We start from the raw sequence: 25,051 nt of genomic DNA, 5'->3' as shown, positions 1-25,051 counted from the left end.
GTCAAAAAACGAAGGGCCTTTGCATTTCTGCGTGCCGGGTGCTTACTTCAAACCAGCCGCTTCTTTCAGCAACGCCGCCTTGTCCGTGCGCTCCCACGTGAACTCCGGCTCTTCACGGCCGAAGTGGCCGTACGCTGCGGTCTTGCTGTAGATCGGGCGCAGCAAGTCGAGCATTTGAATAATGCCTTTGGGGCGCAGGTCAAAGTGCTCGGCCACCAAAGCGGCGATTTTGTCGTCAGCAATCACGCCCGTGCCTTCGGTGTTCACCGTGATGTTCATTGGGCGTGCCACGCCAATCGCGTATGCCACTTGAATTTGGCACTTCGTGGCCAAGCCTGCCGCCACGATGTTTTTGGCCACATAGCGTGCGGCGTAGGCGGCTGAGCGGTCCACCTTGGTGGGGTCTTTGCCAGAGAAGGCACCGCCGCCGTGGGGGCAAGCGCCGCCGTAGGTGTCCACAATGATTTTGCGACCGGTCAAGCCGCAGTCGCCTTGTGGGCCGCCGATGACGAACCGGCCTGTGGGGTTGATCAAATACTTGGTGTCTTGCAACCACTCTTTGGGCAACACGGGCTTGATGATTTCTTCAATCACCGCCTCAATGAAGCTGTCCTTCATTTGGGTGGGCGATTGTGATTGGTCAGGGCTGTGTTGGGTTGACAACACCACGGTGTCAATGCTGTGGGGCTTACCGTCTACGTAGCGCATGGTCACTTGGCTCTTGGCGTCAGGGCGCAAAAAGGGCAAACGACCGTCTTTGCGCAGCTGGGCTTGACGCTCGACCAAACGGTGGGCGTAGTAAATGGGGGCGGGCATCAGCTCTGGCGTTTCGCTGCAGGCGTAGCCAAACATCAGGCCTTGGTCACCCGCGCCGATGTTGAGGTAGTCGTCGGAGGCGCGGTCCACACCTTGGGCGATGTCGTTGGACTGTTTGTCGTAAGCCACCAAAACCGCACAGCCTTTGTAGTCAATGCCGTAGTCGGTGTTGTCGTAGCCGATGCGCTTGATGGTGTCGCGCGCGACTTGGATGTAGTCCACGTTGGCTTGTGTGGTGATCTCGCCCGCCAAGACGACCAAGCCGGTGTTAGTCAGCGTTTCGGCGGCCACGCGTGAGAGCGGGTCTTGCTCAAAGATGGCGTCGAGGATGGCGTCTGAGATTTGATCCGCGACTTTGTCGGGATGGCCTTCCGAGACGGACTCGGAGGTGAAGAGATAGTCGAGAGACATGAAAAAAGCTCCTTGTTTTCAATGGGTTGTTCGGCGTTGCCGACCCTGAAAACTTGGAGCCCAGCGAACGCTTTAGCAGAGTGGCCCAGATTGCTCTTAGCCGCGACACCGGAGTGCTTTGTCGCCCTGCAAGTTGTTCTGTAACTCGGCGACAATCTCCATTCTATTTGAACTTCTACTCCTGCTAAAAATAGCCCTATGGCCCCCGTGACACGACTTTTCCATTGGCTTGCCCGCCTGCCTCTGCCCTTGATGCAGCGCGTGGGTGCGGGTTTGGGTTGGGTCGTTTGGTGGTCGTCGCCAAGCTACCGTCGCCATTTCAAGGCCAATGTGCGGGCTGCGGGTATTGCATGGCGTGATGCGCGTCCGGCGGTAGCGGCGATCGGCATGATGGTGGCTGAGTTACCTTGGGTGTGGATGCGCCCACACAGCGCCACCTTGAACGATGTGGTGACGTGGGACGGTGCCGAGCACTTTGAAGCGGCGATGCAGGCAGGTCAAGGCGCCATCATCTTGTCACCGCATTTGGGCAGTTGGGAAATCGGTGCGCAAGCGATTGCCGAAAAGTTTGGCCCGCGCTTTGGCCCCTTGGTGGCCTTGTTTCGTCCGGCTCGCAAAGCGTGGCTGGAGCCTTTGGTGGCGAATGCCCGCACCCGTCCTTATTTAGATTCCGCACCCACATCGCTCGCTGGTGTACGCACGCTGATTCGCACCCTGCGCAAAGGTGGCTACACCGCGATCTTGCCCGACCAAGTCCCGCCCTTGGGCCAAGGCGTGTGGGCGCCTTTCTTTGGGCGCGATGTGTACACCATGACGCTGCTGGGCAAATTGGCCCAACAAACTGGCGCGCAAGTGATCTTGACGTGGTGCGAGCGATTGGCACCTGGTCAAGGCTTTTGCATGCACATGCGCCCCTTTGATGCCCCAGAGTTGCATGATGCAACGGCGTCACCCGAGGCGGTTGCGACTGCGGTAAACCGGGGTGTTGAGGCCATGGTGCGCCATGCGCCAGGGCAGTATTTGTGGGGTTATGCCCGCGACAAACAACCCCGTTCGGAAGGCTGAGCGATGTTCAGTGTGTTGGGTTTGTGGTTGTTGCGTGGGCTGGGTTATTTGCCGCTGCCGTGGTTACGTGCCCTTGGCGCAGGCTTGGGTGCTTTGCTTTACGGTGTGGTGCGTTCGCGTCGTCATGTGGTGTTGACCAATTTGAGCGTTTGCTTTCCGCAATGGAGTGCCAAAGAGCGCGAGGCCTTGGCCCGTCAGAGTTTTGTCCACTTCGCACAAGCCTGGTTAGACCGCAGTTGGCTGTGGCATCGAAGCGCAGCCTGCATTCAGTCGCGGGTGCAATTGACGGGGGATGTGCAAGCCTTGTCGTCGGACGAGCCTACGGTGCTGTTTGCGCCGCACTTTGTGGGCTTGGATGTGGGCTGGACGCGGCTCACCTTGAGTCTGCCGCTGCACTTCACCACCATCTTCACGCCGCAGTCCAACGCAGCGGTAGATGCTTGGGTCGCGCAAGGCCGTCAACGTTTTGGCAAGGTGCGTTTGTTCCGCCGTGAAGATGGTGTGAAACCCATCGTTAGTGCGTTGCGAAAAAATGAGCTGCTGTACCTGCTGCCCGACATGAACTTTGGACCCAGTGAGTCGATTTTTGTGCCGTTTTTTGGTGAGCTGGCTGCCACCGTGCCCTCGCTGTCGCGCTTTGCCAAGCTGGGACGTGCGCGGGTGGTGCCTGTCATCACTCGCATGACGGATGCGGGGTATGAGGTGGTGGTGCACCCCGCTTGGACCGATTTCCCGAGCGACGATGCAGAGGCTGATACGGCTTTGATGAACCAGCGTTTAGAGGGATTCATCCACACCATGCCCGCGCAGTATTTTTGGGTGCACAAGCGCTTCAAAACAAGGCCTGCTGGCGCACCAGAAATTTACTGATTCAGCGGCGTCGGTCGCCGCTTGGTCGGCCGGTGCTGTTGCGGTCGTGGGTACGCGCGCTGATGGTCACGGTGCGCTCTTTGGCTGAGCGACCTGATTTGTCGTCGTTCAAAAAGTCCCCCAACAAACTTGCCACCAAGGCCGGCTGTTCATGCACCAGCCAGTGCGTGCCGTCTGCCACTTTGTGCAAGGTGAGCTTAGGCACAAAGGCGTCCAACCCATCAATCAAGCCCGCGGGCAAGGCCATGTCTTGCATGGCCCAGATCACGCAGGTCGGCACGTTCACAGTCAACATGCTGTGGGGCAAATGCAGGGCCGCAGCAGCTGGATCGCCTGGGCGCGCAGGACGAATAGGCGATGCACGGTAATAGTTGAGCGCGCCGGTCAAGCCCTGCTGCCACACGCCACGGTATTGATCTTTGATCTCGTCGTTCAGCCAAGCGTGAGGGCCGTCGGCGGCCCCCATGTTGGTGAAGAACTCCCACAGACGGCGGTAGTCGTTTTCGGCCAGCAACTTTTCAGCATCTGGGCGGATTAAAAAGTTCATGTAAGCGCTGGCAGCCTGTTGCTCGCGACTGTTTTGCAGCTCGCGCAAAAACGTGCCCGGATGTGGCGAGTTGATGATGACCAAGCGACGCATCAAATCGGGGTGTTGGTTGGCCACGTTCCAAGCCACAGCGCCGCCCCAGTCGTGCGCGATCAGGCCCGCCAACGGTGCGGTTGGACTTTCAATCGCAGCCAAGGCCACGATGTCTTGCACCAAGTGTTTGGCGCGGTAGTCCGTTACCTCGGTTGGGGCGCTGGAGTGCTCATAGCCACGCAAGTTGGGTGCAATGCAGCGGTAGCCGCCATGCTCAGGTTGCGCAAAAAACGTCAGCAATTCATCCCACACAAACGCGGCCTCGGGAAACCCGTGCAAAAACAGGAGCACGGGGCGTCCTAAGTCGCCACTTGCACGGCAACTCAAAGAGATGCCGTGTGGCAGAGCGTGTGTGAGGTGTTGAATCAAGGGTGCATCCAGTTGTAGAGGGTGGCCGCAACTTCGTCTACGCCTTGTTTCTTGAGGGCAGAGAACAGGCGTACTTCGCCACCACCGGCTTGCAGTTTGGCAATCGACAGGGCTTTGGCCCCTTCGGCGCGGTTGAGTTTGTCTGACTTGGTGAGGAGCACCATGAATTTCAGGCCCTCTTCGACGCGGGGGCGGATGACGTCGAGCAAGATGTCGTCCAAGTCGGTCAAGCCGTGACGGGGGTCACACATCAGCACCACGGCGCGCAAGTTGTCACGGGTGAGCAAATAGTTGGCCATCACCTGCTGCCAGCGGATCTTGTCTTGTTTGGGCACCGCGGCGTAGCCGTAGCCAGGCAAGTCGGCCAGCACGGCATCGGTTTGGCCTTTGCGCCCCATGGCAAACAAGTTGATGTGCTGGGTGCGGCCTGGGGTTTTGGAGGCGTAGGCCAAGCGCTTTTGCTGGGTCAGCACGTTGATGCAGGTCGATTTACCCGCATTGGAGCGGCCTACAAAGGCTATTTCGGGCAAATCGTAAGCGGGTAAATGGTGCAATTGGGCGGCAGTGGTCAAAAAACGCGCCGTGTGCAACCAGCCCATGGCATATTTGGCTTGGTCAGCGGGGCTGAGCAGGGCATAGGCTGCTTTTGCTGCGGCTTTTTCGGCTTCTTTTTCTTCGTCCAAGACCGTTGTAACGGGCACCTCGGGCAGGTCAATAGGGGCTTGGGTGTCGTGTGGGTCTGGCAAGTTCATGTGGCATTGTAGAATCTGTCGAGTTTTTCGACGTTTTTGCGCGCCATTTACCAAAGAATTGATATGAAACTGTTTGCCTCTTTGCTGATCGCTGCCGCTTTGGCAGCCCCCGTTTTTTCTGCTCATGCCAGTGAGCCAGCCGCGAAAGCTGCCAAACCCGATTTGGTCAAAGGCGAAGCCACTTACACCGCTGTGTGTGCGGCTTGTCACGGCGCTGATGGCAATTCCGGTTCACCTGCCAACCCCAAGTTGGCCCAGCAGCACCCTGAATACCTGGTCAAACAACTCCAAGAGTTCAAGTCTGGCAAACGTGCCAACGCCATCATGAGTGGCATGTCAGCCGCCTTGTCAGAAGACGACATGAAGAACATCGCGGCTTGGGTGGGTTCTAAGACGGCCAAAGCTGGGTTTGCCAAAGATAAAGAGTTGGTGGCCTTGGGCGAGCGTATTTACCGTGGTGGCATTGCCGACCGTCAAATTCCAGCTTGTGCGGGTTGCCATACCCCCAACGGTGCCGGTATCCCCTCTCAGTACCCACGTTTGTCGGGCCAGCATGCTGAATACTCAGCAGCCCAGTTGACCGGCTTCCGCGACGGTGTGCGCAAGAACAACCTGCAGATGACCCAAGTCGCTGCCAAGTTGAACGACCGAGAAATCAAAGCTGTGGCCGACTACGTTGCCGGCTTGCGTTGATCTGAGTTTTCAAACTCCCGAAAAAGCTGGCGCTTGCCAGCTTTTTTTTCATCCCTACGCGATCTGATGTGTCCGCCTTAAAAAGCAAGTCCGTCTGTTTGGGATGCCTTTGTGGCTTACCACAGCATGAACGTTCTATCTCCCCCACAATGCTTTTTAAGTTTTTAGAAAGCAGCACACCCATGCGACACAACGCCTACACCCCCCTCAGTGATTCAGGTTTTACGCACGCCGTCAGCAGCGAGATCACGCCGCAATCGGCGTACCTGCAGCGCCGTGATTGGCTCAAGCAGATTGCGGCAGGCGCTGCGGGCGCGTCGATGGCGGCATGGGCGGGGCGCGAGGCGATGGCCCAAGGTACTGGCGCAGTTGCTGCTAGCACGCGACCTGGCAAGCTCGCGCCTTTGGTCGGCACCCCCAGCCGCATCAGCGGCGGCAATGTGATGGAAAAAATCACCCCTTACACCGATGCCAGCACGTACAACAACTTCTACGAATTTGGCACCGACAAAGCTGACCCTGCCCAATACGCACACAGCTTGCAGACCAAGCCTTGGACGGTCGAGGTGGAGGGCTTGGTGAAAAAGCCCGGCCGTTTGGATTTGGACGATTTGCTCAAACTCAGCCCCATGGAAGAGCGCATTTACCGCATGCGATGCGTGGAAGGCTGGTCGATGGTGATCCCTTGGGTGGGTTATTCGTTGGCCGATCTCATCAAACGTGTGGAGCCTTTGGGCAATGCGAAATACATCGAATTTCACACCTTGGCCGATCCCAAAACTATGCCCGGCGTGCGCTCGCGTGTGCTCGATTGGCCGTATGTGGAGGGCTTGCGCTTGGACGAGGCCATGCACCCGCTCACGCTGCTGTCGTTTGGCATGTATGGCGAGGTTCTGCCCAACCAGAACGGCGCGCCTGTGCGTTTGGTGGTGCCTTGGAAGTACGGTTTCAAAAGTGCCAAGAGCTTGGTCAAAATCCGTTTCGTCGAGAAGCAGCCCGTGAACTCTTGGGGCCGTTCTGCGCCGCAGGAGTACGGGTTTTATTCCAACGTCAACCCGTTGGTCGATCATCCGCGTTGGAGCCAAGCCGCAGAGCGGCGCATTGGCGAAGATGGCCTTTTTGCCAAGAAGCGCAAAACCCTCATGCTCAATGGCTACGAAGCCCAAGTAGGGCAGTTGTATGCAGGCATGGATCTGAAGAAATTTTTCTGAGGTGAACGGTGTGTTGCGCAGCGCGTTGAGGCATCGCAGCGCCAAGCCTATCGCGTGGTTTTTGGGTTTGTTGCCTTTCATGTGGCTTGTGTGGGGCGCGAGCCACGATGCGCTGGGCGCAAACCCTGCCGAATATGTGATTCGCGCCACGGGAGACTGGACTCTGCGGCTGCTGTGCCTCACCCTCGCCGTGACGCCTTTGCGCGTGCAGTTGGCGCTACCCGAATTGGCCCGGTTCAGGCGCATGCTGGGGCTTTTCACCTACTTTTATGTCGTGCTGCACTTGCTTTGCTATAGCTGGCTAGACATGGGGTTCGAGGTGGACGACATCGTGCACGACATTGCCAAGCGCCCCTTCATTTTGGTAGGTTTTACGGCGTTTGTGTTGCTCACGCCGCTCGCTTCGACGTCGTTCAACGCCGCCATTCGCAGGTTGGGCGCCAAGCGTTGGCAGCACCTGCACAAAACGGTTTATGGCGTAGCGGTGTTGGCCGTGCTGCACTTTTTTTGGATGCGCGCGGGTAAGAACAATTTCACGGAAGTGGCGGTTTACGCGGGCATCTTGGCGGTGTTGCTCGGCTGGCGCCTGCGACGGGCAATGGGCCACTCCTCCGGAGCCTAAAGCCCTGATTGAAAGCGCGATGAGGTGGTTGTATGAGTTCGTGCCGTTAGGAAACCAATGACTCCATCGCCATTTGATCCGCCGAGGTCTCGCGACGGCGAATGACATGTGCCTTGTCGCCGTCCACCAAAATTTCGGCGGCACGGCCCCGCGTGTTGTAGTTGCTGGCCATGGCCATGCAATACGCGCCAGTGGACAGCACGGCCAAGGTGTCGCCTGTTTGCACGGTCAATGATCGGTCACGGCCTAGCCAGTCGCCGCTTTCGCAAATGGGGCCCACCACGTCGTACACCACGGCATCGCCGTTACGCGGGGTTAAGGGCACGATTTGGTGAAACGCCTCGTACATGGCAGGGCGGGGCAAGTCGTTCATGGCGGCATCAACGATGCAGAAGTTCTTTTGCTCACCGGGCTTAAGGTACAGCACCTCGGTCAGGCACACGCCGGCATTGCCCACGAGTGAACGGCCTGGCTCAATCATCAGCTGGCGTTGGCCGTAGCCGCGTGCATCGAGCTTGGTCAGCAGTTGGGCCCACAGCGCATCGGCTTCGGGTGGGGTGTCGCCGTTGTAGTTGATGCCTAAGCCACCGCCAAAGTCGATGTGATGAATGGGAATGCCTGCGGCTTCAATGGCTTGTACCAAGTCGAGCACCCGGTCCATGGCGTCGAGGTAGGGCGTGGTTTCGGTGATTTGCGAGCCAATGTGGCAGTCAATGCCCGTCACGTGCAAGCCGGGCAGGCTGGCGGCGCGTTGGTAAGTTTGCAGCGCACGTTCGTGGGCCACGCCAAATTTGTTGCCTTTGAGGCCGGTGGAAATATAAGGGTGAGTTTTGGCGTCCACGTTGGGGTTGACGCGAATGCTCACGGGCGCGCGTTTGCCCAAGCTCAGCGCTACCTCACTCAACACTTCCAGTTCGGCATCGCTTTCGACGTTGAAGCAGGCGATGCCTGCTTCTAAGGCTTGGCGCATTTCAGCGCGTGTTTTGCCCACGCCAGAAAAAATCACTTTGGACACATCGCCACCTGCGGCCACCACGCGGTCTAACTCGCCGCCTGAGACGATGTCAAAACCACAACCGGCTTGGGCAAATACTTGCAGCACGGCCAGCGATGAGTTGGCTTTCATGGCGTAGCAAATGCGGGCGTTACGTCCGGCAAAGCCGCGCTGATACGCCGCGAGAGCGCTGAGCATGGCAGCTTTCGAATACACAAACAAGGGCGTGCCGTGTGTGCGAGCCAAGTCGGCAAGTTTCACGCCTTCCAAGTACAGGTCGTTGTTTTGGAGGGCGACAAAAGGGGCACCGGCAAGCGTGGCGTGGGTCATCGGACGGCTCTTGAAAAACGTGAAAGGGTCAGCGACCCGCAGGCGAAGACGCTGCAGGGACTGGTGGTGGGGTGTTGGCGGCTGGCGTGGTCGCGCTAGCGGGCGATGGGCTACCAGGCAATTGACGACGCACGATCTCGGGCAGCGTGGCGCGTTGTTTGAACTCGGGGTCATTGGGTAGTGTCAGCGGGCCTTTTTGGCCGCAACCGCTCAGCAGCGCTGCCGTGATGGCCACAGTGGCCACGTTGGCACAAAGGGCGCTGGCCCTGACTAGAATGATTTGCTCAATACCCATGGCGCAAATTGTAATGACCGATCTCGAATTTTTAGACCATGCCGAACTTCTGCTCAAAGCGGTGGAATTGGCCTGTGACCGCATCAACGACAACGGCGAGGCCGACATCGACAACCAGCGCGTGGGCGGCATGATCACGCTCACCTTTGAAAACAAGAGCCAGATCATCATCAATCTGCAAAAGCCCTTGCATGAGGTGTGGCTGGCGGCGCGATCGGGGGGGTATCACTTCCGCTTTGATGGCACACAGTGGGCCGACACCAAAGGGCAAGGCGAGTTTTTTCAGCGTTTGAGTGACGACGCCAGCGTGCAAACAGGGCAAGTCTTGCGTTTCACAGCGTGATGAATTCACACGCAGCATTGGTGCAGGCATTCCCTGTGTGACACATTAAAAAAGGAGGCTTTCGCCTCCTTTTTTAGTTTTTGAACAGATCAAGAATTTTCTTCTTCTCGTCGTTTGCCGGCAATTCGCTGTTACCTGATTTGTTCTCTAGACCCAAGCTGCTCACGCCTGCGCCTCGGCTGAACTCGGTGTAAGCCCAGTCCCCGCCTTCATGGGTTACGCCCTCAGGGGCGGTGAGCTCCATCACGGGGACATTTTGCAAGGCGTGTTGCATGTAACTGATCCAAACGGGCAAGCTCAAGCCGCCGCCGGTTTCGCGATCGCCCAATTTGCGTGGGGTGTCGTAGCCAATCCACGTCACAGCGGTGAGGGTGGGGTGATAGCCCGCAAACCACGCATCCATGGAGTCGTTGGTGGTGCCGGTTTTGCCGTAAATATCGGTGCGTTTGAGGGTGGCTTGGGCACGCGCAGCGGTGCCGCTGCGCGTCACTTCTTGGAGCAAGCTGGTCATCACAAAGGCGTTGCGGGCATCAATACCGCGCACCGACTCGTCCAAAGGTGGTGGCGTGAATTCAGACAGCACCTTGCCCGTTTGATCCGTGACCTTGGTGATCAAGAAGGGGTTCACGCGATAGCCACCATTCGCAAACACTGAATAACCCGCAGCCATTTGCATGGGTGTGACCGAGCCGGCGCCCAAGGCCATCGTCAAGTAAGGCGGGTGTTTTTCAGGATCGAAGCCGAAGTTGCCGATCCAGTTTTGCGCGTTTTGGGCCCCCACGGCTTGCAGCACGCGAATTGAAACCATGTTTTTAGATTTGGCCAAACCGCGTCGCAAGCTCATGGGGCCGTCAAAGGTGCCGTCGTAGTTTTTGGGCTCCCACGGCTGGCCGCCGGTGACGCTGGCATCAAAAAACAGCGGCGCGTCGTTCACCACTGTGGCGGGGGTGAAACCTTTTTCCAAGGCAGCCGAGTAAATGAAGGGCTTGAAGCTGGAGCCGGGTTGACGCCACGCTTGGGTGACGTGATTGAACTTGTTTTTGTCAAAGTCAAAGCCGCCGACCAAGGCGTGGATGGCGCCGTTGCGGGGGTCAACCGCCACAAATGCGCCTTCGACTTCAGGCAATTGGGTGATTTCCCAGGTGTTTTTGACGGTCTTGGTCACGCGAATCAAGGCGCCCGGGCGCAGCTTGATATTGGGCGGGGCTTTGTCTGACAAGCCCGATTGCACGGGCTGCAGACCGTCGCCGGTGATCTCAATCATTTCGCTGTTGCGGCGTACGGCACGCACCTTTTTGGGCGTGGCTTCCAGCACCACGGCGGCGAGCAAGTCGCCCTTGTCGCCTTGGTCAATCAAGGCGTCGTCAATGGCGTCTTCTTGCTCGGCGGGAGTGGGCGGCAGGGTGATGAACTTCTCGGGGCCGCGGTAGTGCTGGCGACGCTCAAAATCCATGATGCCGCGACGCAGCGCGAAGTACGCCGCTTGTTGGTCGCTGGCGCGGATGGTGGTGTAGACGTTGAGGCCGCGCGTGTAGATGTCGTTGCCGTATTGCGCAAACATCAATTGACGCGCCATTTCTGACACGTAGTCGGCATGCGTGTTGAGGCTGCTCATTGCGGTGCGAATTTTCAGCTCTTCTTGCTTGGCCGCAACGGCTTGTTCTTTGCTGATGAACCCGTTTTCTTCCATGCGCTCAATGATGTAGAGCTGGCGTGAGCGTGCACGCTTGGGGTTGACGATGGGGTTGTAGGCTGAGGGTGCTTTGGGCAGGCCGGCCAACATGGCTGCCTCAGCAATGCTGATGTTTTTCAGAGGCTTGCCGAAATAGGCTTCGGACGCGGCGGCAAAACCGTAAGCGCGGTTGCCCAAGTAAATCTGGTTGAGGTAGATTTCAAAAATTTGGTCTTTGCTGAGCATGTGCTCGAGCTTGCTGGTCAACAAAATTTCGTAAATCTTGCGGGTGAATGTTTTTTCGGACGACAGGTAAACGTTTCGCGCCACCTGCATGGTGATGGTCGACGCGCCTTGGCTCTTGGCGCGGCCCAAGTTGGCCAAACTCGCGCGAACCAAACCGATGTAGTCCACGCCGCCGTGCTGGTAAAAGCGTGCGTCTTCAATGGCCAGCACCGCGTCCTTCATGACTTTGGGAATGTCTTTGAATGGTGTGAGGTTACGCCGCTCTTCGCCAAACTCACCAATTTGCGTGCCTTCCACCGAATACACCCGCATCGACTGCTTAGGGCGGTAGTCCGCCAAGTCTGAAATGTCTGGCAATTGCGGATAGGCCATCGCCAAAGCGACGCCCACGAGCAAGGCCAAAGTCATCAGGCCAGCGGTGGCAAGACCCAGGCCCCAGAGCAGCAATTTGCGCACCAAAGAGCGTGGCGCTGCGGGGGCAGCGGCTTGTTCTTTCGAACGGTCAGGGGTAGGGGTGGTCGACATAAGTAAGAGTGATTATAAAAAGGTGGCATGCCACCTGCGCAAATTACAAATAAGCCAAGTCAAGCGAACACGCGCGAGCCAAGTCAGGCACTAAAACTGAGGCCACAAAAAACAGGAGACATGCCATGGCACGAATGATTTGGCCGTATCGTCGAAGCCAGTCCCGGGTAGTCGGTGGGTTGGATGTGTGGGGCGACGCTGCCCATCTGGTGGTGTTGACGGGCACCGCGTTTGCGGCTGATGGCGTGTCATGTGCCGAGCGTTTGGCCTTGCCAGAAGACTGCATGGCGGAAGGCCAGTTGGTGGAGCCCCAAGTTCTAGGGCGTTGGTTCAAAGATTGGTTGCGTGGGCGAGACCTTCGCTTAGACAGTTTGTTCGTCACTGTTCCTGAGGCTGACGTGGTGCGTGGCACCTTGCGTTTGCCCTTCGATTTACAACCCGACGATGTGGCCTTTCAGATGGCTGCAGAGCTGCAAGCGGCGCCCAATGACCCGCCGGTGAGTTGGGATTACACCGAAAAAGATGGCGTCATCCAAGCCGCCTCCGTCATTCCAGTCCTCGAAGTCGGAACACCAACGTCGCTTGAAGAGCGCACCTACGCTTGGGCCACTGCCCCTCGAGCCCGAGTGGACGCTTGGCAGCAGTTTGCCTTGGCTGCGGGCATCCGCTTGTCGGCGGTGATGCCGCGTGATGACGTGCAGGTGAACACGCACAACCAGACGTTGTTGGCCCAACTGCCGCCCGCCCAAGCCGGTCTAGCGCGGCAATACGCCGAGGCGCTGGGCTTGGCTTTGGGTGCTTGGCACGGCGCTAGGTTTAATTTTTTGCCCTATCGCGCCATGAAGCAGCGGGCGCTGCGTTTGCATTGGCTGCAACGCGTCGCTGCTGGCACGCTCTTTGGGGCGCTTCTGGCGTTGGGAGCGGTCTTTTGGATGACACAAATGGCGAACAACCTCAGCGAAGAGACAGGGGACATTGTTGCCGTCGAGCAGGATTTGAAGGAGGTGCGCAGCGCCCAAAAACATGCACAAACCGTGTTGACCGAGGCCCAAGCGCTCGCGCAATGGCTTCATGGACAAGCCGTCGTGCAACAACACACGCTGCAATGGAGTCGCGTGTTGGCCCAGCACAGCCAAGGGCTTTGGGTGTCCGAGGTCAAGCAACAGCAAGCGCATTGGTGGGTGAAGGGCGAGGCCTTGTCCGCGGCTCAAGCGCAGCATTTGGCGCAGCAACTCAAGGGCTTGAATATTTGGGCCCAAGCGCCCGAGTTACGTCATTTGGAATTGACCGCACCTCAATCTGCCACCGGCTTGTCGGTGTGGCATTTTCGAATCGAAGCCGATCTAAAGGCGGGTGTTTGATGCGTGGACAGGGCTGGGCGCAACTGAATCCGCGCCAACCTTGGATGTGGCCGGCCGCTTTGCAGAGGGCATGCGTGACACTCGCCGTCGTTGTCGGTTTGCTGTTGATGGCACCTTGGTGGCTGAGTGCGTGGAACACCTGGGCGGATGCGCAAGAGCGCGCTCAGACTTTGACGCGTATGCAGGCCGACCTTCTCAACGCGCAGCAACGCCATGCGCAATTGACGCAGGAGTTGGCCCAACGCCACGCAGAAACCTCGGTGCTTGTCCCTTACCTTTCAAGCGATCTGCCAAAGCGCTCACAAGCCTTGACCCAACTGGCAGAGCGCGAAAGTTTGGTCTTGTCTTTGGTGGATTGGTCGATGGCGGTACCCGTGCCCGCGCTGAAAGCTGTCTCTTTGCAACAGGTGCCGGTACATGTGCAGTTGGAAGGTGCATGGCCCGCTTGGATGCGGTGGTGGACGCAGCTGCCTCAAGTTGCGCCGCAGGCCACCTTGTCGAATTTGGACTTGCAGGCGCACTCCAGCGGCGGTTGGCGTGCCCAAGTGGTGTTGCAGATGCCCCAGCGTTCGCCTGGACCCAACGTGTCAGGGTCTTCGGGTTGGCAACTGGCGGGCCTGCCTTCGCAACCTTTGGCTGACGCCGCCCACGCCGACCCCCTCGATGCCCGCGCTTGGCAGCAGAGACAAGGCCTGCATGCTCAACAACATCCCAGTTACGCTCGCTGGATCGTGCCCGAACTTCAGCGCCCGCGTTCGCACTTAGAGACCCTGCCGCGTGAACGACTGCGCTACGTAGGGCGGATCTCGCAAGACGGCGTTCAGCAGGCTTTGCTACGCCTGTCAGACGCGAACAGTGCGCTAGCGAACGCTTCGATTTACCGCGTCGCCGTGGGCGATTACGTGGGCCAAGAGTTTGGCCGCGTGCAAACCATCGCCGCCGACACGTTGACCTTGCGCGAGCTGGCACGTGACCCGCAAGGTGTCTGGCAACCCCGAGAGGTGACCTTGCTTTTGGAGGATGGTGCGAAATGACACACAGGCAAACCAGATGGGGCCCGTCAAGCGGACCGCAAATACTGAGCAGGTCGCACAGAGGTTTGAAAGTAGGCTGGCAGAAAGGATTGGTCTGTGCGCTAGGCATCTTGGTGGTTGGCAGTTTGCCCCGCGCGATGGCGCAAGCCAACATTCAAAGCATTTCCCAAATGAGTGGGCCAAATCGTGTTGCCAATACAGCCCCTATTGGCGCCCCCGTTAGCGCTTCTATTGGCTCTCCCCTTAGCGCCATGAGCAGCGCCGTCCCTGAAGTTCCTGCGTTCACCGGCAAACCCATATCGCTGAATTTTCAAAACATCGAGGTGCGCACCGCCTTGCAAATCTTGGCCGACTTCACGGGGCTCAATATCGTCACTTCCGACAGCGTGACGGGCTCGCTCACCCTGCGTTTGCACCAAGTGCCTTGGGATCAGGTGCTCGACATCATGGTGCAAGCCAAGGGCTTGAGTCAGCGCCGCCAAGGGAACGTCATTTGGGTGGCGCCTCGTGCCGAGGTGGCTGCCCGCGACAAGTTGGCGTTTGAAACCCAAGCAGCCTTGCAAAATTTGGAGCCTTTGCAAACGCGCAGCTTTGTGCTGAATTACGCCAAAGCAGTCGATGTGATGGCTCAAATACAAGGCAACAGCGCCATGGCTAGTGCTTCCATCAGCGCTTTTCCTTCTGCAACGTGGGGCAACAGCTTCAGTCCTAGCAGCGCTTATGGCGGTTCAAGCGGTTCAAACGGCACAAGCGCTTTAGGGGCTTTGGGAGGTTTGGGAGGTTTGGGAGGTTTAGGCGGTTTTAGCCTTGGTGGCTTTGCCGGTTCCCCGGCTTGGGGCAACCCCTCGGTTGCAGGCAGCAGTTTGATGAGCGGCCTGTCGTTCCCGACTAGCAGCCCACGCCTACTAAGCGCCCGTGGCGGCGTGATGGCCGAGCCGCGTACCAACCAATTGTTTGTCACCGATGTGGCTGCGCGTTTGGCCCAAGTGGCCGAAATGTTGGCCAAGATTGACGTGCCCTTGCGCCAAGTGATGATCGAAGCGCGCATCGTGCAAGCCAGCGACACCTTTGGCCAAACCCTGGGTGTGCGTTTGGGTGGTTTGGGCCAAGCGGGGCCGCAAGCGGTGTGGGGCCCGACCAACGCCAATGTGATGGCCAATGCCAATCCCTTGGCGCAGCAAGCCAACAGCTTCAACATCGCCGACAAAGCCTTGGACACCACCGGCCAGTTCGTCAACTTACCTGCGGCGAGCCTGAACGGCTTTGCCGCCGGAGGTTTTGCTGTGTCGATCTTCAATTCAGCCAAAAACCGCTTTCTCAATTTAGAGCTGTCGGCCTTGGAGGCCGATGGCAAAGGCAAGGTGGTGTCAAGCCCGCGCGTGGTCACGGCAGACCAAGCCAAAGCGGTGATTGAGCAAGGCACCGAGTTACCTTACCAAGTCACCTCCGGCAGTGGCGCGAGCACCTTGGCCTTTCGTAAAGCCAACCTCAAATTGGAGGTCACGCCGCAAATCACCCCAGAGGGCGGCATTGTGTTGGACTTGGACATCACCAAAGACAACGTGGGTCAAATCACCCCCGCCGGTTTTGCCATCGACACCAAACACGTCAAAACCCAGGTGTTGGTGGAGAACGGCGGGACCGTGATGATTGGCGGCATTTACGAAACCAGCGAGCAAGACGACGAGTACAAAGTGCCGTTCTTAGGCGATTTGCCGGTTTTGGGTTACTTGTTCAAAAACCGCCGCCGAGCCTCGGCCAAGCAAGAGTTGCTGGTGTTCATAACCCCTAAAATGTTGGTCCAAAGTGCACTTGCACGTTAAGAAAGCAAATTTTGTTGGTTTTGGTGGGTCTGCCGGGTTCCGGCAAAACAACCGTGGGTCGTCAGCTTGCCAGACGGCTTCGCCTCCCTTTCGTGGATTCCGATCACGCGATTGAGCATCGTCTCGGCTGCTCGGTGCGCGAGTATTTCGAGCGCGAAGGGGAAGACCGCTTTCGTGACCTCGAATCAGATGTGTTGGCTGATTTGTGTCAGAACCACCACGGTGTCTTGTCCACGGGCGGCGGCTCGGTGTTAAGGCCTATCAACCGCGAGCGTTTGCGCCAACATGGCCATGTGTTTTATTTGCGCTCTAGCCCCGAAGAGGTATTTCGCCGTTTGCGCAATGACCAAAATCGTCCGTTGCTGCAAGTGGCCGACCCGCAAGCGCGTTTGCGCGAATTGTTTGAAAAGCGCGATCCGTTGTACCGAGACTGCGCGCATTACGTCATCGAAACCGGTCGACCCAGCGTGTCCGCGCTGGTCAACATGATCGTGTCGCAGCTAGAGCTGGCGGGGCATTTGCCTGAGCAGCCTGCTGCTTCTTAAATTTCACCTAAGGCACCCATGTCAGACATCTCCCAACTTGAGCGCGTGGCCATTGATTTGGGCGATCGCAGTTATCCCATTTTGATTGGCGGTCAGTTGCTCGACGCGCCCAGTACTTGGGCCGATTTGCCCAAGGCCAGCGCCGCTTTCATCGTCACCAATGACACCGTCGGACCCCTCTACGCGCAGCGTTTGGCCGCAGCGTTGGCCAGTCGCTACAGCCAAGTGCACACCGTGGTCTTGCCCGACGGCGAAAGCCACAAAGATTGGCAAACACTCAACCTCATTTTTGATGCCATGCTGGGCCAAGGTGCCGACCGCAAAACCGTGCTGTTCGCTTTGGGCGGCGGCGTAGTGGGCGACATGACTGGTTTTGCCGCCGCTTGCTACATGCGTGGCGTGCCGTTTGTGCAAGTGCCCACGACCTTGCTGGCCCAGGTGGACTCGTCGGTGGGCGGCAAAACCGCCATCAACCATCCCATTGGCAAAAACATGATCGGTGCGTTTTACCAACCGCACCGCGTGGTCTGCGACCTCGACACCTTGCAAACCTTGCCTCAGCGCGAAATGAGCGCGGGCCTGGCCGAGGTCATCAAGTACGGCCCGATCGCGGACATGACGTTTCTCGATTGGATCGACGATCACCTCGACGCGTTGATGGCGCGCGATCCGCAAGCGCTGGCGCACGCCGTCAAGCGCAGCTGCGAAATCAAAGCGTGGGTGGTGAGTCAAGACGAGCGGGAAGGCGGCATTCGTGCCATTTTGAATTTTGGCCACACCTTTGGCCACGCTATCGAAGCGGGCCTCGGTTTTGGCGAATGGTTGCATGGTGAAGCCGTGGGGTGCGGCATGGTGATGGCCTCGCACCTGTCGCAACGTTTGGGCTTGGTGGATGAGGCGTTTGTCTCGCGTTTCACTGCGCTCATTGCGCGCGCAGGTTTGCCCACCGTGGGCCCCAAGCTGGGTGCGGAGGTTTACTTGCACCACATGCGTGTGGACAAAAAAGCAGAGGCAGGCGACATCCGCTTTGTGCTGATCGACAAACCGGGCAGTGCCATCGTGCGCGGTGCGCCTGATGCCTTGGTGTCGCAGGTGATCGACGATTGCTGCGTGGCTTGACTGATTTAGCCGTCTACGCCTGTCAGCCTGAGCGCTCGCGTGGGCGTCTCCACGCTGAGCCCGAGGCACCCGCCCACGCCGCGAGTTTTCGCAACCCGCATCAGCGGGACCGCGACCGCATCGTGCACTCCACCGCGTTTCGGCGATTGGTTTACAAAACTCAAGTGTTTTTGAACCACGAAGGCGATTTGTTTCGCACGCGCATGACGCACTCCTTGGAGGTGGCGCAACTGGGCCGTTCCATCGCACGCGCACTGGGTTTGAACGAAGACTTGGTGGAGGCCGTGGCCTTGGCCCACGACCTTGGGCACACACCATTTGGCCACGCCGGCCAAGACGCCTTGAACGAATGCATGACGCCCTACGGCGGCTTTGAGCACAACCTGCAAAGTCTGCGCGTGGTCGATGAGTTGGAAGAGCGCTACCCAAATTTCAATGGTTTGAACCTGAGTTTTGAGACCCGCGAAGGTATCTTGAAACACTGCGCCCGTCGCAACGCCCAGGCTATCGAGGCGCACGAGCCCAACGGTGTGGCCGCCCGCTTTTTGAAGGGCACTCAGCCCAGCCTAGAGGCGCAGTTGTGCAACTTGGCCGACGCCATCGCTTACAACGCGCACGACATCGATGACGGCGTGCGCTCGGGTTTGTTGACCATGTCTCAGTTGCAAGACGTGCCGCTGTTTGCCCGTTACCACGCGCAAACGCTGAGCGAGCATCCGCAGCTGCAAGGGCGTCGCGTGTTGTTTGAAACCATTCGCCGCATGCTGAGTGATCAGGTGTACGACGTGATTCGCACCACCCGCGACGCATTGGCGCAGCACGCCCCCAACTCTGTGGAGGACGTGCGTCAATGCCAGCCTCTGGTCCAGTTCAGTGCGGCGATGTTTGAGGAGTCCAAGGCGCTCAAGTCGTTTTTGTTTCGCAATTTGTACCGCCATCCGCAGGTCATGCAAACCACCGATTGGGCCCGCGAGGTGGTGCGTGAGTTATTCGTTGCCTACTTGGCCAAACCGCAAGAAATGCCTTCGGCCTATGCGCAGCGCCTTGACTTGCCGCGTGCCGTGGCCGACTATTTGTCGGGCATGACCGACCGTTTCGCCACCCGCGAACACGCACGCCTCACGGCCTGAACGTTGCCATGACAAACCCCCGTTTTGGCATCCATCCCTCTTGGGTCATCGTCATGGTGGGAGTGTGTGCCGCTCTGCACATCGGCAAATTGCCGCCCGCGTTGCCGGTGCTGCAAACGGCGTTGAACATCACCTTGGTGCAAGCGGGCTTCTTGCTCTCTGCCGTGCAAATTGCCAGCATGACCCTCGGGTTGGCGGTGGGTTTGAGCGCGGACAGTTTGGGTTTGCGTCGCAGCATGTTGACGGGCTTGTTCTTGCTGTCATGCGCCAGTTTGGCGGGTGGTTTTGCGCCTGACGCCACCACCTTGTTGGTGTTGCGCGGCTTTGAGGGCTTGGGCTTTTTGCTGGTGGTGATGCCTGCGCCTGCGTTGATTCGCCGCACAGTCGCCAACGATCAACTCAACGGCCGCATGGGTTGGTGGGGCACCTATATGCCGATGGGCAACGCGCTGGCCTTGTTGGCGGGGCCCTTGGTAATAGCGGCGCTGAGTTGGTCGGTGTGGTGGTGGGGTTTGAGCGCCGTGTCGCTGTTGGCCTGGCTGGCTGTCTGGTGGTGCGTGCCCGATGTGGCACCGCCTGCACAAACCCCGCAGCAAGCCGCCAACGTGGACAACGCATGGCCCAAGCGCTTGGCGCTGACCTTGCGCAGCGCGGGGCCGTGGTGGGTGTCGTTGAGCTTTGCGGTGTACGCCTCGCAATGGATGGCGGTGATTGGTTTCTTGCCTACCGTCTACGCCGAGATGGGCCTGACTGCCCGTTTGACGGGGGTCTTGACCGCGTGCGTGGCAGTGGCCAACGTCAGCGGCAACATCATGTCGGGGCGCTTGCTCCAACGCGGCTGGCAGCCGCAGCGTTTGCTGCAAATTGGGTTTGCTTGTATGGCCCTCGGTGCCATGGGGGCCTTTGCCCAGTGGCAAGGCGTGGGCCTGCCCATGCCTTGGCGGTTTTTCAGCGTGGTGATGTTCTCTGCGGTGGGTGGTTTGATTCCGGGCACCTTGTTCTCGATGGCGGTGCGCTTGGCGCCCAGCGAGGGCACGGTGTCGACCACCGTGGGCTACATGCAGCAATGGTCAGCCTTTGGCCAATTTGCAGGCCCGCCGTTGGTGGCATGGGTCGCCGCTGCCGTGGGCGGTTGGCAATGGACATGGGTTGTCACCGTCAGCCTGAGCGCTGCGGGCGTGGTGCTGTCGCACTGTATTGCCCGCGCTTTGGTTCAACGCAACGAGGCTGAATATGTTGGATGACGACGCGATGGAGGCGGTCCGCACCGCCATTGAAGACACCCAAACTTGGCTGCTGCAAGCCGTGGTGGGCTTGAACCTGTGCCCCTTTGCCAAGGCTATGGTGGTGAAAGACATGGTGCGTTACCGTGTGTGCCTGTCTACCGACCCTGCCGATTGGCTGGCGCTGTTGCGCGACGAATTGCAGCACTTGGCCGAGGCCGATCCTGACAAGTTGGACACTACGCTGCTCATCGCTCCCCACGCCTTGCCCGACTTCTTAGACTTCAACGACTTCCTTGGTGACTGCGACGAGGTGTTGTCCGACCTTGAACTCGACGGCGTGCTGCAAGTGGCCGACTTTCACCCGCGCTACCAATTCGGTGGCACGGCCGAAGACGACATCGAGAACTTCACCAACCGCACCCCATACCCCACCCTGCACTTGTTGCGCGAAGCCAGCATCGACAAAGCGGTGGCGGCCTATCCTGATGCGTCACTCATCTTTGAACGCAACATTGAGGTGTTGAATAACTTGGGGCATGCGGGGTGGTCTAAGCTGGGGATTCAGTCTAGGGTCATCGCGTAAGTTTTTACTTTCACTCAGCGCAAGACGCAGCCTTTTACTCCGAATTTTCGACTGACGCGCGGCACAATGACGCCATGTCCAAACACAAACCCGCCGCCGCGTCCAAGCCTCAAGACCCAAGCGCTCAGCTCGACCTGCGCCCCGGCCAGTCCATTGAGTTGCTTAAAGAACTGCACATCCTCACCCGCGACGGCAAACTCAACCAAGATTCACGTCGCAAGTTGAAGCAGGTGTATCACCTGTTTCAGTTCATCGAAAAACTACTGAAAGAACTGCCCACCAGCGAGCAAGGCCCCACCTTGGCCGACCACGGTGCGGGCAAGTCGTATTTGGGTTTTATCATTTACGACCTGTTCTTCAAGGCTTTGGGTCAAGGCGCGATTTACGGCATTGAGACGCGCAGCGAGTTGGTCGAGTCATCCCAAGCGCTGGCCGCTCGGCTAGGGTTCGAGCGCATGCATTTCCTCAACCTGAGCGTGGCTGAGTCAGCCCAAAGTGATGCCTTGCCCGAGCAGATCGACGTGGTCACCGCGCTGCACGCCTGCGACACCGCCACCGACGATGCCATTGCGTTTGGCCTGCAAAAGAAAGCCAAGTCCATGGTGCTGGTGCCTTGCTGCCAAGCCGAACTGGCGCGTGCGCTCAACCAAAACAAAGCCCTCAACTTGCAGCGCACCCCGCTGGCTGAGTTGTGGCGTCACCCGCTGCACACCCGCGAGGTGGGCAGCCAACTCACCAACGTGCTGCGTTGTTTGTACTTGGAATCGCAGGGTTACCAAGTGACCGTGACCGAGCTGGTGGGCTGGGAGCACAGCATGAAAAACGAGTTGATCTTGGCCAAGTACACGGGCCAAAAAAAGCGTGCAGCGGGCGAGCGACTGCAAGCTTTGCTGACGGAGTTCGGCGTGGCTGAGCTGATGGGTGAGCGCTATCCCTTAGCGACGCGTTAAGTTTTTAGACGAGAGACAAGAGATGAGTTCAACACCCTTGAAATTGCTGAACGTGGGCTGTGGCCCCAAAGGACGTGCGCACGGCTTTGCCGGTTTTGAAGCTTGGCAAGAGGTGCGCTTGGACATCGACACTAGCGTCGAACCCGACTTGGTGGGCACCATGACCGACATGTCGGCCGTGCCTTCGGGCTCTGTCGATGCGATTGTGTCGAGCCACAACATTGAGCATCTGTACCCACATGAGGTGCCTGTGGCGCTGGCTGAATTTGTGCGCGTGCTCAAAGACGATGGCTTGCTGCTGATCACCTGCCCCGATTTGCAGTCGGTCTGTGCACGCGTGGCACGTGGTGAGTTGGCGTCGCCCTTGTACGAATCGGATTCAGGGCCGATCTCGGCGTTGGACATTTTGTATGGCCATCGCGGGGCCATGGGCGCCGGTAATTTGTACATGGCCCACCGCTGCGGCTTCACCTTGGATGTGTTGGGCAACACCTTGCAGGCTTGCGGCTTCGCCCGTTCCGTGGGGGTGGCGCGCCCCGCTGTTTTTGACCTGTGGATGCTGGCATCCAAAACAGCGCTCACCGACGAGGCGATGCGCGCTTTGGCGGCGAAGCATCTGCCAGCGCGATAGGTTTTTTCTACCTCACTGCGCCTCAATCTTCGCGTCGCGAATAGCTTTGGCCCACTTGGCTGTTTCAGCTTTAGAGCGTTGTGCCAGTGCCTCGGGCGAGGCAGGTGCGGACTCGAACCCCAGCGCGGCGAAGCGCTCCAAAATGTCCTTGTCGGTGGCGGCTTTGTTGATGGCCGCGTTGAGTTTTTGAATGATGTCGGGTGGTGTGCCTGCAGGCGCAAAGATGGCGAAGTAGGCGATCAGCTCGTAGTCTTTCAGGCCTAGGGCTTCGTTGACGGTGGGCAACTCTGGGATGGCTTTGGAGCGTTGGGTAGACGTGACGGCTAAGCCGCGAATCTTCCCCGCTTTGACTTGCGGCAAGGTGACGGCAAAGTCGGCGGTGAAGAGGTTGACTTGGCCGCCTATTAAATCGGTCATGGCCGCGGGGCCGCTTTTGTAGGGCACATGCGTCAGCTGAATACCGGCCATGTTGGCCAGCACTTCGGTGGACACCAGCTGCGAGGTGCTGGCGCTGGCAAAGGTGACGTGGGTGGGTTTGGCTTTGGCCAAGTCGACCAACTCTTTCAGGTTTTTGGCGGGCACGTCGTTGTTGACGGCGACGATCAAGGGAACCGAGCCCAAGTAGCCGACGGGTGCAAAGGCGGTGTCTTGGTCGTAGGGCAGCTTCTTCATCAGGCTCTTCAACGCGGCGTTGGTGCTGTTGGTGCCGATGAGGAGGGTGTAGCCGTCGGGGGCGGACTTGGCAACGGCGTCAGCGCCCAGCATGCCGTTCACGCCCGCTTTGTTGTCGACCACGATGGGTTGGCCGAGGATCTCCGACATCTTTTGAGCAAACGCGCGGCCAATTTGGTCGGTGGCGCTGCCCGCGGCAAAGGGCACGATGGCTTTGATGGGCTTGTTGGGGTAGGCCTGCGCTTGGGCCGTTGAGGTGACAAGGCCTAGGCCAAGCAAGGCGGCCAGCAGGCCGACGATACGGATGTTTTTCATGGTGTCTCCAAAAAGTGGGCCTATTCGATCACAAGGCTGAGTAGGTGCGCACTCAGGCATTTCCCGTGGGCGTCGAGTGCCAATGAGCGGGTTACGCCGCCGCCTAAAGCGTTGTGCATGACAAAGTTGAGCGCACCCAGTTGCGGCAGCGCGTAGCGTTCGACAGGGCCGTGGACGATGCCGGCGTAATACGCTTGCATGCGCTCGGGGGTGAGGTGTTGTTCGAGCCAGGCAAAGTCTTTTTTATCGTAGGCGATGACCGACAAGGTGGACCTGTTGCCTTTGTCGCCGGTGCGGGTGTGGGCGATGTCGCGCAGCAGCATGTCAGTGCCCTTCTGCGTTGAGCAGCACGGTGGTGGTGTGAACGGCGCTGCGCGGCATGAGCACGGCGGCAGCCGCGATGACTTCGCGCACCGAGCGCGTGGCGCCACCGCCTCCCGCTGGGCCATTGAGATACAGCGCTTCGACTTCGTGCGCCACATGCTGGGCGTGTTGCAAGGTGGGCACGCGCAGGGTGACGCGGGCACGAACTTCGGTGGTCGCGTTGTTGGGCTCCGTGATTCGATAAGCGCTAACTTTTGTCGCCAAGTGTGGCGCTTTAGGTTCTGTGGTGTTCTGCGAGCCGCCACTGAATATGGCGTTCACGCCAATCAGGTCGTAGCGGCTGTCAAACTGGGCGTATCCCGCTTGCGCCAACCGTTCACGTACCAAGTCCAATGCCAGTTGGCCGCGTGCTTGTGCGCCCAGTCCGGCGTAGCTCATTTGGCCTTCGCCGATGAAGCCGTCGCGGTAGCCCAGCGTCACCTTCAGCGTGTCGGTGCGCGGGTGGCCATTTCCGCCCGTGATCTGCACGCGGTCTGGGCCCATTTGCGTGAGTTGAACCTGAGAAAAATCGGCCACCACATCAGGCTGCAGATAGCGTTCAGGGTTTTCGATCTCGTACAGCAGCTGTTCGGTGCAGGTGGCCACCGTGACGCAGCCGCCCGAGTCGGCCACTTTGGTGATGACGGCATCGCCTGAAGCGCTCACTTCGGCCAACGGAAAACCTAATTGCGCCATGTTCGGCACGTCTTTGTAACCGGGGTCTGCAAAGTAGCCACCGGTGATTTGCGCTGCGCATTCCAGCAAATGCCCGACCAAAACCCCTTTGCCCAAGCGCGCCCAGTCGTCGTGTGTCCAGCCAAAGTGGTGCATCAAGGGTGCCAAAAAAAGCGCTGGATCGGCCACACGCCCCGTGATGATGACGTGCGCATCGGTTTGTAAAGCGGGCAGCAGAGCCTCGGCGCCTAAATAGGCGTTGGCCGAAATCAGTTGGGGTTGCAGGTCGGCCAATCTTTGGTTGGACTCGAGCACCGGCAGCGACAAGCCATCTGCGCAAAGCGTGGTCAGCACATCGTCGCCCAGCACCACGGCTACTTTGACGTGTGGCAATCCCAACTCGTGCGCCACAGCCAGCACCGCGTAGCCCGCTTGCATCGGGTTGGCCGCGCCCATATTGCTGATGATGCGGGTACCTTGACGGATGCAAGCCGGCAGCACCGCCCGCATGCGTGCCGTGAGCAAAGCATCAAAACCCGCTTCGGGGCGTTGGCTGCGTTCGAGTTGCGCCAAGGCGATCGTGCGCTCGGCCAAGCACTCGAACACCAAATAGTCCAACTGGCCTTTCTCGGCCAGTTCGACGGCGGGCGGGATGCGGTCGCCCGCGTAACCCGCCCCAGCGCCTATGCGAAGTGTTGTGTGGTCCATGCGCTGAGCTTACGTGAGGCCGGCAGCTGCGCATGTCACGTGCGAGTTTGGCTTGTTAATTG

At 58.9% G+C, this 25,051-nt stretch carries 25 protein-coding genes; 16 read left to right on the top strand and 9 right to left on the bottom strand.

Annotated elements, in window-relative coordinates:
- Positions 1-42: 42 nt before the first annotated feature.
- Positions 43-1,227, bottom strand: a complete 1,185-nt coding sequence (metK, locus tag B9Z42_RS02390; RefSeq protein ID WP_100131713.1) for a methionine adenosyltransferase — start codon at positions 1,225-1,227, stop codon at positions 43-45.
- 198 nt (positions 1,228-1,425) lie between these two features.
- Between metK and B9Z42_RS02385 the strand changes: the two genes are divergently transcribed.
- On the top strand, positions 1,426-2,292 hold the full coding sequence (locus tag B9Z42_RS02385; RefSeq protein WP_369806821.1) for a lysophospholipid acyltransferase family protein: 867 nt from the start codon (positions 1,426-1,428) through the stop codon (positions 2,290-2,292).
- Positions 2,293-2,295: 3 nt separating this feature from the next.
- A complete protein-coding gene (locus B9Z42_RS02380; protein ID WP_100131712.1) occupies positions 2,296-3,162 on the top strand; it encodes a lysophospholipid acyltransferase family protein in 867 nt (288 codons plus the stop codon).
- Position 3,163: 1 nt separating this feature from the next.
- Here B9Z42_RS02380 and B9Z42_RS02375 read toward each other — a convergent pair whose 3' ends face one another.
- Positions 3,164-4,171: an alpha/beta fold hydrolase gene (locus tag B9Z42_RS02375; RefSeq protein ID WP_100131711.1), complete on the bottom strand. Its 1,008-nt coding sequence runs from the start codon at positions 4,169-4,171 to the stop codon at positions 3,164-3,166.
- Positions 4,168-4,770: a ribosome biogenesis GTP-binding protein YihA/YsxC gene (yihA, locus tag B9Z42_RS02370; protein WP_100131832.1), complete on the bottom strand. Its 603-nt coding sequence runs from the start codon at positions 4,768-4,770 to the stop codon at positions 4,168-4,170. Before yihA ends, B9Z42_RS02375 begins: the two co-directional genes overlap by 4 nt.
- Positions 4,771-4,986: 216 nt before the next feature.
- Here yihA and B9Z42_RS02365 point away from each other — a divergent pair, with 216 nt between their 5' ends.
- The 3 genes from B9Z42_RS02365 (at position 4,987) to B9Z42_RS02355 (ending at position 7,449) form a co-directional block, all read left to right on the top strand.
- Positions 4,987-5,616, top strand: coding sequence for a cytochrome c (locus tag B9Z42_RS02365; protein WP_100131710.1), 630 nt, complete (start codon positions 4,987-4,989; stop codon positions 5,614-5,616).
- Positions 5,617-5,798: 182 nt separating this feature from the next.
- Positions 5,799-6,827 carry a protein-methionine-sulfoxide reductase catalytic subunit MsrP gene (gene msrP, locus B9Z42_RS02360; RefSeq protein ID WP_100131709.1) on the top strand — a complete coding sequence of 343 codons (1,029 nt, stop codon included), beginning with the start codon at positions 5,799-5,801 and terminating at the stop codon, positions 6,825-6,827.
- Between the two features lies 1 nt (position 6,828).
- Entirely contained in the window at positions 6,829-7,449 is a 621-nt protein-coding gene (locus B9Z42_RS02355; RefSeq protein ID WP_369806820.1) for a sulfite oxidase heme-binding subunit YedZ, read from the top strand.
- 46 nt (positions 7,450-7,495) lie between these two features.
- Here the strand turns inward: B9Z42_RS02355 and lysA are convergent, their stop codons facing one another.
- The gene (lysA, locus tag B9Z42_RS02350) at positions 7,496-8,773 is read right to left on the bottom strand and encodes a diaminopimelate decarboxylase (protein ID WP_100131708.1); all 1,278 of its coding nucleotides are present in this window, start codon (positions 8,771-8,773) and stop codon (positions 7,496-7,498) included.
- A 28-nt stretch (positions 8,774-8,801) separates the two neighbouring features.
- Positions 8,802-9,068 carry a lipoprotein gene (locus tag B9Z42_RS02345; protein WP_100131707.1) on the bottom strand — a complete coding sequence of 89 codons (267 nt, stop codon included), beginning with the start codon at positions 9,066-9,068 and terminating at the stop codon, positions 8,802-8,804.
- A 13-nt stretch (positions 9,069-9,081) separates the two neighbouring features.
- Here B9Z42_RS02345 and cyaY point away from each other — a divergent pair, with 13 nt between their 5' ends.
- On the top strand, positions 9,082-9,411 hold the full coding sequence (gene cyaY / locus B9Z42_RS02340) for an iron donor protein CyaY (RefSeq protein WP_100131830.1): 330 nt from the start codon (positions 9,082-9,084) through the stop codon (positions 9,409-9,411).
- 73 nt (positions 9,412-9,484) lie between these two features.
- On the opposite strand, the gene B9Z42_RS02335 is transcribed toward cyaY, so the two are convergent.
- Positions 9,485-11,854, bottom strand: a complete 2,370-nt coding sequence (locus B9Z42_RS02335) for a penicillin-binding protein 1A (RefSeq protein WP_100131706.1) — start codon at positions 11,852-11,854, stop codon at positions 9,485-9,487.
- 125 nt (positions 11,855-11,979) lie between these two features.
- On the opposite strand from B9Z42_RS02335, the gene B9Z42_RS16255 reads away from it, so the two are divergent.
- From B9Z42_RS16255 to B9Z42_RS02290, 10 genes are all read left to right on the top strand, one after another.
- Positions 11,980-13,215, top strand: coding sequence for a hypothetical protein (locus B9Z42_RS16255; RefSeq protein ID WP_158235889.1), 1,236 nt, complete (start codon positions 11,980-11,982; stop codon positions 13,213-13,215).
- A 74-nt stretch (positions 13,216-13,289) separates the two neighbouring features.
- A complete protein-coding gene (locus tag B9Z42_RS02330; protein ID WP_158235888.1) occupies positions 13,290-14,249 on the top strand; it encodes a pilus assembly protein PilP in 960 nt (319 codons plus the stop codon).
- Positions 14,250-14,500: 251 nt separating this feature from the next.
- Entirely contained in the window at positions 14,501-16,072 is a 1,572-nt protein-coding gene (locus tag B9Z42_RS02325) for a type IV pilus secretin PilQ (RefSeq protein WP_158235887.1), read from the top strand.
- Between the two features lie 8 nt (positions 16,073-16,080).
- On the top strand, positions 16,081-16,617 hold the full coding sequence (locus B9Z42_RS02320) for a shikimate kinase (protein ID WP_100131703.1): 537 nt from the start codon (positions 16,081-16,083) through the stop codon (positions 16,615-16,617).
- An 18-nt stretch (positions 16,618-16,635) separates the two neighbouring features.
- Positions 16,636-17,736, top strand: coding sequence for a 3-dehydroquinate synthase (gene aroB, locus B9Z42_RS02315; protein WP_199171958.1), 1,101 nt, complete (start codon positions 16,636-16,638; stop codon positions 17,734-17,736).
- Complete coding sequence (locus B9Z42_RS02310; RefSeq protein WP_369806818.1) at positions 17,733-18,866, top strand: deoxyguanosinetriphosphate triphosphohydrolase; 1,134 nt, start codon at positions 17,733-17,735, stop codon at positions 18,864-18,866. The genes aroB and B9Z42_RS02310 overlap by 4 nt, the downstream gene beginning before the upstream one ends.
- An 8-nt stretch (positions 18,867-18,874) precedes the next feature.
- The gene (locus B9Z42_RS02305) at positions 18,875-20,110 is read left to right on the top strand and encodes a CynX/NimT family MFS transporter (protein WP_100131702.1); all 1,236 of its coding nucleotides are present in this window, start codon (positions 18,875-18,877) and stop codon (positions 20,108-20,110) included.
- Positions 20,100-20,675 carry a DUF1415 domain-containing protein gene (locus B9Z42_RS02300; RefSeq protein WP_233203489.1) on the top strand — a complete coding sequence of 192 codons (576 nt, stop codon included), beginning with the start codon at positions 20,100-20,102 and terminating at the stop codon, positions 20,673-20,675. The genes B9Z42_RS02305 and B9Z42_RS02300 overlap by 11 nt, the downstream gene beginning before the upstream one ends.
- Positions 20,676-20,749: 74 nt before the next feature.
- Entirely contained in the window at positions 20,750-21,625 is an 876-nt protein-coding gene (locus tag B9Z42_RS02295; RefSeq protein WP_100131701.1) for an SAM-dependent methyltransferase, read from the top strand.
- 22 nt (positions 21,626-21,647) lie between these two features.
- Positions 21,648-22,256 carry a methyltransferase domain-containing protein gene (locus tag B9Z42_RS02290; protein ID WP_100131700.1) on the top strand — a complete coding sequence of 203 codons (609 nt, stop codon included), beginning with the start codon at positions 21,648-21,650 and terminating at the stop codon, positions 22,254-22,256.
- A gap of 12 nt (positions 22,257-22,268) precedes the next feature.
- Here B9Z42_RS02290 and B9Z42_RS02285 read toward each other — a convergent pair whose 3' ends face one another.
- The 3 genes from B9Z42_RS02285 to B9Z42_RS02275 are packed head-to-tail and all read right to left on the bottom strand — an operon-like array spanning position 22,269 to position 24,989.
- The gene (locus B9Z42_RS02285) at positions 22,269-23,243 is read right to left on the bottom strand and encodes a tripartite tricarboxylate transporter substrate binding protein (protein WP_100131699.1); all 975 of its coding nucleotides are present in this window, start codon (positions 23,241-23,243) and stop codon (positions 22,269-22,271) included.
- A 20-nt stretch (positions 23,244-23,263) separates the two neighbouring features.
- Positions 23,264-23,566: a hypothetical protein gene (locus B9Z42_RS02280; protein WP_100131698.1), complete on the bottom strand. Its 303-nt coding sequence runs from the start codon at positions 23,564-23,566 to the stop codon at positions 23,264-23,266.
- A 1-nt stretch (position 23,567) separates the two neighbouring features.
- Positions 23,568-24,989 (bottom strand): acyclic terpene utilization AtuA family protein, encoded by a 1,422-nt coding sequence (locus B9Z42_RS02275; RefSeq protein ID WP_100131697.1) that lies wholly within the window; start codon positions 24,987-24,989, stop codon positions 23,568-23,570.
- Between the last annotated feature and the right edge of the window lie 62 nt (positions 24,990-25,051).

This window comes from Limnohabitans sp. B9-3 (assembly GCF_002778325.1).
In the GTDB taxonomy this organism is placed as follows: domain Bacteria; phylum Pseudomonadota; class Gammaproteobacteria; order Burkholderiales; family Burkholderiaceae_C; genus Limnohabitans; species Limnohabitans kasalickyi.
Note: the sequence above shows the minus strand (reverse complement) of the source record. Positions and strands in the feature narration are given on the sequence as shown.

What these genes read in the sequence shown, in the direction of transcription:
- metK (WP_100131713.1), bottom strand. Translation starts at nt 1,227, where the DNA reads ATGTCTCTCGACTATCTCTTCACCTCCGAGTCCGTCTCGGAAGGCCAT.
- B9Z42_RS02385 (WP_369806821.1), top strand. Translation starts at nt 1,426, where the DNA reads ATGGCCCCCGTGACACGACTTTTCCATTGGCTTGCCCGCCTGCCTCTG.
- B9Z42_RS02380 (WP_100131712.1), top strand. Translation starts at nt 2,296, where the DNA reads ATGTTCAGTGTGTTGGGTTTGTGGTTGTTGCGTGGGCTGGGTTATTTG.
- yihA (WP_100131832.1), bottom strand. Translation starts at nt 4,770, where the DNA reads ATGGGCTGGTTGCACACGGCGCGTTTTTTGACCACTGCCGCCCAATTG.
- B9Z42_RS02365 (WP_100131710.1), top strand. Translation starts at nt 4,987, where the DNA reads ATGAAACTGTTTGCCTCTTTGCTGATCGCTGCCGCTTTGGCAGCCCCC.
- msrP (WP_100131709.1), top strand. Translation starts at nt 5,799, where the DNA reads ATGCGACACAACGCCTACACCCCCCTCAGTGATTCAGGTTTTACGCAC.
- lysA (WP_100131708.1), bottom strand. Translation starts at nt 8,773, where the DNA reads ATGACCCACGCCACGCTTGCCGGTGCCCCTTTTGTCGCCCTCCAAAAC.
- B9Z42_RS02345 (WP_100131707.1), bottom strand. Translation starts at nt 9,068, where the DNA reads ATGGGTATTGAGCAAATCATTCTAGTCAGGGCCAGCGCCCTTTGTGCC.
- cyaY (WP_100131830.1), top strand. Translation starts at nt 9,082, where the DNA reads ATGACCGATCTCGAATTTTTAGACCATGCCGAACTTCTGCTCAAAGCG.
- B9Z42_RS02335 (WP_100131706.1), bottom strand. Translation starts at nt 11,854, where the DNA reads ATGTCGACCACCCCTACCCCTGACCGTTCGAAAGAACAAGCCGCTGCC.
- B9Z42_RS16255 (WP_158235889.1), top strand. Translation starts at nt 11,980, where the DNA reads ATGGCACGAATGATTTGGCCGTATCGTCGAAGCCAGTCCCGGGTAGTC.
- B9Z42_RS02325 (WP_158235887.1), top strand. Translation starts at nt 14,501, where the DNA reads ATGAGCAGCGCCGTCCCTGAAGTTCCTGCGTTCACCGGCAAACCCATA.
- aroB (WP_199171958.1), top strand. Translation starts at nt 16,636, where the DNA reads ATGTCAGACATCTCCCAACTTGAGCGCGTGGCCATTGATTTGGGCGAT.
- B9Z42_RS02305 (WP_100131702.1), top strand. Translation starts at nt 18,875, where the DNA reads ATGACAAACCCCCGTTTTGGCATCCATCCCTCTTGGGTCATCGTCATG.
- B9Z42_RS02300 (WP_233203489.1), top strand. Translation starts at nt 20,100, where the DNA reads ATGTTGGATGACGACGCGATGGAGGCGGTCCGCACCGCCATTGAAGAC.
- B9Z42_RS02295 (WP_100131701.1), top strand. Translation starts at nt 20,750, where the DNA reads ATGTCCAAACACAAACCCGCCGCCGCGTCCAAGCCTCAAGACCCAAGC.
- B9Z42_RS02290 (WP_100131700.1), top strand. Translation starts at nt 21,648, where the DNA reads ATGAGTTCAACACCCTTGAAATTGCTGAACGTGGGCTGTGGCCCCAAA.
- B9Z42_RS02285 (WP_100131699.1), bottom strand. Translation starts at nt 23,243, where the DNA reads ATGAAAAACATCCGTATCGTCGGCCTGCTGGCCGCCTTGCTTGGCCTA.
- B9Z42_RS02280 (WP_100131698.1), bottom strand. Translation starts at nt 23,566, where the DNA reads ATGCTGCTGCGCGACATCGCCCACACCCGCACCGGCGACAAAGGCAAC.
- B9Z42_RS02275 (WP_100131697.1), bottom strand. Translation starts at nt 24,989, where the DNA reads ATGGACCACACAACACTTCGCATAGGCGCTGGGGCGGGTTACGCGGGC.